Below are 7,070 nucleotides of genomic sequence, written 5' to 3'. Positions count from 1 at the left end.
AGGAGCTCTTACGAGCTAAATGAACGAACACTTTCTCAGGTCACGCTTACTCACTCTTTAGTTTTCAGGGAATGCCAGTCAGGGCATTGATCCGATATGCGGACAATGCTCTTTTTTGATTGTTTCAGAATTTCAATATGGATAATTTATAATCTTCTATATATAATCAATATAAAGACAAGGATGATAACAATGATAACGTAAATATATGAAAGAAGTTTTGATTTGTAACGGCCTGATTAAAAATGATAACGTTTCCATTTTCCCTGTGGTTTATTTTTCCCATAAGATGCTTAATCGCAGAGAAGAAGCAGATAACCATAAAAGCGGGTGGGGCCAAGTTGGCGGCGTTGATTTCCGACAATTGTCAATGATTCGATTTTAGGGGCGGCTTGCTGCGGGATTGGCGGATAGCGGAGTTTAGTTGAGTTCTGAAATCCGAAATCCAGATGAGCGGACAAGCAGCATTCGACTCGCAATAGGGAGTAACCATAGGGAGGGTCTTATGGTGTAGGGACGATAATCATGTCATTACGCTGCATAAGTAGTCATCATGGAAAGGGGGTGAATGGAGGAGGCAAGACCGAGCAAAATGAAGGCTCTTCAAATCAATTAAATCCTAACGGGAGGGATGACAGTTGTTGAAGAAATCCCTATTAAGCGCTCTTTGTTTTGTGTTATTGATTGGATTGTTCCTTGGCCTGCCCTCTGCATCCAAAGTAAACGCCGCAATCAATTCCGATGACTTCTTGAAAACAAATGGTAAAGTGATTCGAGACCATTTCGGTACGGGTGCAATTGTCAATCTTCGGGGGACAAATCTTGGAGGCTGGTTGCTCCAGGAAAATTGGATGTCTCCTGCGGGCGCGGCTGACGAGTATACAGTGCGGCAGACGTTAACCAGCCGATTCGGCGAGTCTGGCGCTCAATCGCTGTTAAACAGCTACCAAGATACATGGATACAGGCCAGCGATCTTGACAATATCAAAAACTTGGGAATGAATGCCGTTCGCGTGCCGTTGTATTGGGAAGATTTCATGTATTCGAACGGTACAATGAAGCCGGATAACATTACATTCAGAAAACTTGACTGGCTTGTTGCCGAAGCTGGCAGTCGTGACATTTATGTCATATTAGACCTTCATGGCGCACCCGGTGCCGCGTGTCCATGGCAATCTTGTGGTCGTGAAAACTTCAACCAGCTATGGACGAATGCGACTTATCAGAACTGGACCGTTCAAATTTGGGAACGTCTTGCAACGCACTATAAAGGCAATCCAACGGTTGCCGCTTATGATTTGCTCAACGAACCCCTGGTTACGATGGGCGGCGCAGAGAACGCGGCACAAATTCAACAGAAAATGCAATTCTATAACCGCATGTATCAAGCTGTTCGTGCCAAAGACCCTGATCACATCATCATAATTGCCGCATTCTTCGATTGGTATGCGGCTTATCCGCCATCTACCTACGGCTGGACCAATGTGGTATACCAGACGCATCACTATAACTTCACAGATTATGACAACTGGGATTTAACCAATTCTGAAATTAACAGATGGTTAGCGGACTTGTCCAATTTTCAACTGAAATGGAATGTTCCAGTATATGCGGGTGAATTCTCTTTTGGTCAAAATGACTTGTATGAGAAGTGGCTTGCTGGTTTGAATGCTCTCAATGCTTCTTGGACGAATTGGAGTTATAAAGTGAAGGGTGGAGGAAACTGGGGTTATTATCACAATAACAACAACCCGACTCCCAATCTGAGCAGCGATAGCGCAGCCGTGATATTGGACAAATGGAGCAAATTCAGCACAGCCTTTTTCACTCCCAATACGACGTTCCAGAACTTAGTTAAGAAGCATACGAACACCCCTCCCGTCACAGACACATGGTATAGTATCAAAGCAAGTGCAAACAATCAGTATGTAAGCGCCGACAATTACGGGAACAATCCGCTGACCGCGAATCGGAATTCAGTGCAGGCATGGGAGAAATTCAAGATCATCAACAATTCGGATGGTACAATCTCCCTTCTGTCAATGGCCAATAATAAATATGTGAAAGCAGATTTGAATCAGCAAGGCAAGCTGATCGTATCCGCGACCGATATTCAACAGTGGGAAAAATTCAATTTAGTGGATCTGGGCAACGGTACCTTTGCACTTCGGGCATTAGCTAATAATTTGTATGTGTGTGTGGACTTAAACGCAGGATCACCGGAATTAATCGCCAATCGGACTTCGGTCGGGGGAGCTTGGGAAGCGTTCACGATAGCGGTAGCGCCGTAAGCCACTGATAACAAATAATCCAAATCATCCTCATAAGGTATAAAGAGACGTCACTCTCTCTTTCTACGATGAGGAATGATCCTCAGGCCCGGTTTTGTCTTGTTGACAAAATATATTTATATAATGACCTGTGTTTGAATAGATGATTGATTGGGAATGTTGATTCAATTAGAAGAGAACGTCAACACCGCGGTTGCCGATGAAAGTGACCGAGGGTCAAGCGGGGACAGCGCATTTAAAGGAGCATGGCAATGGCAACGATGAAAGATGTGGCCAAGTTGGCTGGGGTATCCATAATTACTGTATCGCGGGTGATCAACTCGCCCCAACTAGTGAAAGAGTCAACTCGGCAAAAAGTGAAGCGAGTGATGGAAGAAACGGGGTTTATCCCCAATCAGACAGCAAAAGCGCTGGTGAGTAACCAGACGAGAACGATCCATATCATGATCCCCGAAAGCCATGATATTTCGGATCCGTTCATCATGACGTTGGTGTCGGGTGTTGCCAGTCAGTTGAGCAAGGAGTACTATTCATTTTTAATCCGCAGGGATTGGGAATTCCCATATCGATGTGATGGCGTGATCATCATGGGCCTAAATCTGGGACAGGAACAAGAGATCAAACAAAAGTTGCCTCACACCCCTTGTGTTCTGTTTGGACAGACGGAGGCCGAATTGGATTGGGTGGATATTGATAACCGGAAGGGCGGATATCTGGCAACCAAGCATCTGATTGAACAGGGACATCGTGAGATCGGGTTTTTGAAAATTGATGAACCGAAGCGTTTTCCCATCGACCGTTATCAAGGGTATCTCGATGCGTTGACTGAAGCGGGCATCCCATTGGATGAGTCACTTGTCTGCACAGTGAAGAATTCAGAGGAGGACGGATTTCAGAAGTCGCTTGCGTTTATAGAGCAGCGACGGATGACCGCCATCTTCGCGTCAAACGATGCCACCGCCTTGGGTGTGTTGCGGGCGGCGCGGAAATGTAACCGCAAGGTGCCGGAAGAGTTGTCTGTCGTCGGGTTTGACGGATTATTCCTTGATCAAATCGCCGATCCCCGCTTAACCACGATTCATCAGCCCATTTTTGAAGTGGGCGAGCATTTGGCGGCACAGATGGTGAGACGAATTGAACTACCCGATCATGAATTGCTTCAGCGATTGGTAGAACCGAAGTTGGTAGAAAGAGAAACGGTGCAGAAAAAGAATGTCGGCCAATAAACTTATTTTTTTATCAGAAAGCCGGACACATTGGATGACATCATCGTGAGATATGAAAAAGAGAAAGGCATCGATGTCAAAGTTACCTATGTTCGCCCCACTGATTATGAAGCGAAGCTGAACAGTGCGGTCTCCCTAAACGTGATTTCATAGACTTGCCGGCGATAGGGTGTGCGATCGTCACCTTGGAAGGGGATCAGATTCACTCTTGTCTGGTGAAAGGCGTAAATGATTACGACCGTTCCACAGTTGTGCCGTATGTGCAAGTGTGCGGCTCGGTTGTCCGGGGCGATCAGCCGGGGGACCTGTATAATTCCCAAGGGAAGATGCCTATGAATGAAAAAGAAGCTGCTGGAGAGGAACAATGGTTCTCCGGCAGCTTTTCTTTGTTTAAGGAATAAGCTGCAAACGATGGTTGGCGCCGGCTTCGGATGGGGCTTGCAACATGGTGCGGTGATAACGGTTCGTCGCCCAGCTTTCCGCTTGGTCATCATACCAGTCGCTGCTGAACTGTCCCGATTGGCCGGGTCCCAATAGGTGTTCCGCTTGGCGCAAGTTGCCCACATCGATGACGATACGCCATGGCGCGCCGTGATCCACTTTTCCCGTCTCTTTGTCCCAACCCATGGCACGAACGGTATGTTCACTGCCGCCAACGGGATAAGAAGAAGAATTGAGCAATAAATCAAGCGGTTTCTTCACACTGAGCGGGTGGGTGAATTCGATTTGATGGAACTCGCCCCAACGCCAGGAGGCTGGATGGGCTCCCTGCAAATCACTGGCTCGTTTGACCGCTCGTTTGAATGCGTCTGTGCTCAGTTTTTTGATGCCTCCCGCCCGGTTGATCCACGTGCCCGCTTCGCCACGGGCCGCTTGGGATAACAAAGTATCAGTGACGATGTCCTTTTCTTCGAACAATTCGGCCGTCTTTTTGTTTAACGGCCGGTATAATTGTTGTTTGATTTCTTCCATCCACAAATGGTACACCAAGGGCGCTCCCGCATCGGCATGATCATAGTGATTCCACTTTTCCAGCAAACGGACGGCTTCCCGCTCAGTGGCCGTTAATTTGGCTTTGTCCAATTGATGCAGGAGCGGTTGGGTCATTCTTGCCGCTTGCAGGTTTTTCTCGTCGCTTTGCAAGTTCTTCATGTCAGCGACCGTCAGTCCGTTTTTGCTTGACAGCACTTCATGAATCCGTTTGGTCCGATAAGGGGGGGCCCAAGTGCTGGCAATATGGTGGGGATAGGTTTGGGCGAAAACGCGATGGTTCGCTGTGGCGATAAACCCGGATGGCGGGTTGATGATCGTCGGCAATTCTTCCCACGGGATGTAGTTCTTCCACTCATATTTATCGGTCCAACCGGGAACAGGCAAGGCGCGGTTTCCTTTGCGCACCGGAATCTTGCCGTTGGCGCGATAGGCGATGGTGCCATCGAGGCTCGCAAAGACGAAATTTTGGGCGGGGGCGTTAAAATGGGTTAGCGCCTGCTTAAATTCATCCCAATTGCGTGATTGATTTAACCGCAACACCGCTTCCAGTTCGGTGGTCGCGTCCAAAGCGGTCCAACGCAAAGCGAATGCGGTATCTGCTTGCAGCTTTTTGTCTGGATCAGCCCATTCGGAAATCACCGGACCATGACGGGTGATCAGAACTTGGTGTTGAAGGGGCTTTTCCCCTTTCACAAGGATGGTTTCCATTATCACTTGCGCCTTTTCCCATTTGCCCTTGTACAAGAATCGGGTGGGTTGCTCTGGATTCCGTTTTTCAATATAGAGATCTTCCACATCCGGCCCCAAGTTGGTCACACCCCAGGCGATGGTTTCGTTGTGTCCCAGGATAATGCCAGGGATCCCGGCAAAAATGACGCCGCTTACATGGGTGTCGGGGCTGGTCAATGTGGTTTGGTACCAAATGGCGGGCAGATTGATGCCCAAGTGGGGGTCGTTGGCCAAAAGGGGTTTGCCCGTGGCCGTTTTGCTGCCGGAGACGACCCAGTTGTTGCTGCCGTTATGTTCAGAGGGAAAAGGGACTTTCGCCAAGCTGTCGGCCAATTGGGAGAGAGCGGTTTTCGATGGGAATCCCAATTGACGGGGATCGATGGCGCGGTCCGCTTCCGGCGGAAACAATTCCAACGCTTCCGCTTGCGGCAGTTGTTGCAGCGCCAGGTAGCGAAACGCTTGTCCCTTCCATTTGCCACCCAAGTCATAAGCCATATATTTGCCGATGGTTAAGGAATCGATGGGCGTCCATGGACGCGGTTCATAACCGATGAAGGTAAACTCGATCGGCAATCGATGATGCTGTTTGGCTTCGTTCATATAGGCGTTGACCCCTTTGGCATAGGCGGACAACACATGTTTGGCTTCAGGGGAGTAGGCGTTATAAGAGAGTTCGGCCGCCCGTCGCAGCCCCAATGTTCGGAAGAATCTGTCCTTTTTCAAGGCCGCTTTTCCCAATACTTCACTTAATTGGCCTGATGCCATGCGCCGGGACAAATCCATTTGAAAGAGGCGATCTTGCGCGGTGACATAGCCTTGCGCCATATACAAGTCATGTTGGTTGGTCGCTTCAATATGCGGAACCCCTTGTGAATCGCGGGTCACAGTGACAGGGAACCGCAGTCCCGGCAACTTCACTTCTCCCTGGGTCAGCGGGAGCGGATAGTGAATCCATACATGACCGATACTAACCAATAACAGGAGGAAAAAAAGGAGTGAGATGAGAAGGGTGCGCCAGATCGCAAAACGGGCCTTTTTTTTTACGGCGGGTGCTGTCATGGCATGATCAGCTCCTTTGAATGGGATTGATAATGTTATTATTACAATAATAAATGTTTTTGTAAAATAAAAAAATTTGCATAACTGAGAGCCCGTCTGGGTTCTAGGTTGCCGTGATTGGCTCATCGCTTATTGGGGACAGGGGGTGCAGATGGCAGTTTAAAAGAGTTAAGATGGGAGGGGGAATCATTTCAAATCCCCATCCAGCGCATCATTTCAAAAGTGAGACTTACCGATGGGAATCCGCTGAACCGATGAAGGAGGAGAACAACATGCAAAAGAAACGAGCGCGTCACCCGATTCCGACACAAGCGGAGTTGAAAAAACGTTTAACCCCCATGCAGTATCGGGTGACACAAGAAAATGGAACAGAGCCCCCGTTTCGCAATGAGTTTTGGGATCATGAAGAAGAGGGGCTTTATGTAGATATTGTGTCTGGTGAACCGCTGTTCAGTTCGCTGGATAAGTTTGATGCCGGTTGTGGTTGGCCCAGTTTCACCAAGCCGGTGGTTGAAGGGCATATCGTTGAGAAGTTGGATACCAGCCATGGGATGATACGCACTGAAGTCAGAAGCAAGGAAGGAGATTCGCACTTGGGCCATGTATTTGACGATGGTCCCGGTCCGACTCGCCTTCGCTATTGCATTAATTCCGCGGCGTTGCGCTTTATTCCAAAACACGAGTTGGAGAAAGAGGGATATGGCGAGTTCTTGCAGTTATTTGAAAAATAGGATGGCAGGCATACAAACCTGGCGCACAAAGATCGCGCCAG

4 protein-coding genes and 1 pseudogene are annotated in these 7,070 nt (G+C 48.5%); 4 read left to right on the top strand and 1 reads right to left on the bottom strand.

Annotated elements, in window-relative coordinates; translation table 11 throughout:
- Positions 1–638: 638 nt before the first annotated feature.
- The 3 genes from ACFQNG_RS17030 to ACFQNG_RS17020 all read left to right on the top strand — a co-directional run bounded on the left by ACFQNG_RS17030 (position 639) and on the right by ACFQNG_RS17020 (position 3,918).
- Positions 639–2,291 carry a cellulase family glycosylhydrolase gene (locus ACFQNG_RS17030; protein WP_379866883.1) on the top strand — a complete coding sequence of 551 codons (1,653 nt, stop codon included), beginning with the start codon at positions 639–641 and terminating at the stop codon, positions 2,289–2,291.
- Between the two features lie 251 nt (positions 2,292–2,542).
- Positions 2,543–3,517 carry a LacI family DNA-binding transcriptional regulator gene (locus ACFQNG_RS17025; protein WP_379866881.1) on the top strand — a complete coding sequence of 325 codons (975 nt, stop codon included), beginning with the start codon at positions 2,543–2,545 and terminating at the stop codon, positions 3,515–3,517.
- Between the two features lie 155 nt (positions 3,518–3,672).
- Positions 3,673–3,918 carry a hypothetical protein gene (locus tag ACFQNG_RS17020; RefSeq protein WP_379866879.1) on the top strand — a complete coding sequence of 82 codons (246 nt, stop codon included), beginning with the start codon at positions 3,673–3,675 and terminating at the stop codon, positions 3,916–3,918.
- Here ACFQNG_RS17020 and ACFQNG_RS17015 read toward each other — a convergent pair.
- Positions 3,908–6,298 carry a penicillin acylase family protein gene (locus ACFQNG_RS17015; protein ID WP_379866877.1) on the bottom strand — a complete coding sequence of 797 codons (2,391 nt, stop codon included), beginning with the start codon at positions 6,296–6,298 and terminating at the stop codon, positions 3,908–3,910. The two genes, ACFQNG_RS17020 and ACFQNG_RS17015, sit on opposite strands and share 11 nt — an antisense overlap.
- A 311-nt stretch (positions 6,299–6,609) precedes the next feature.
- Here ACFQNG_RS17015 and msrB point away from each other — a divergent pair.
- Positions 6,610–7,029 (top strand): annotated as a pseudogene (gene msrB, locus ACFQNG_RS17010) (peptide-methionine (R)-S-oxide reductase MsrB); the annotation flags it as partial.
- Between the last annotated feature and the right edge of the window lie 41 nt (positions 7,030–7,070).

Origin of the sequence: Laceyella putida (genome assembly GCF_042665195.1) — a bacterium.
Lineage (GTDB): Bacteria > Bacillota > Bacilli > Thermoactinomycetales > Thermoactinomycetaceae > Laceyella > Laceyella putida.
This window is presented reverse-complemented; position numbering and strand designations above follow the sequence as displayed.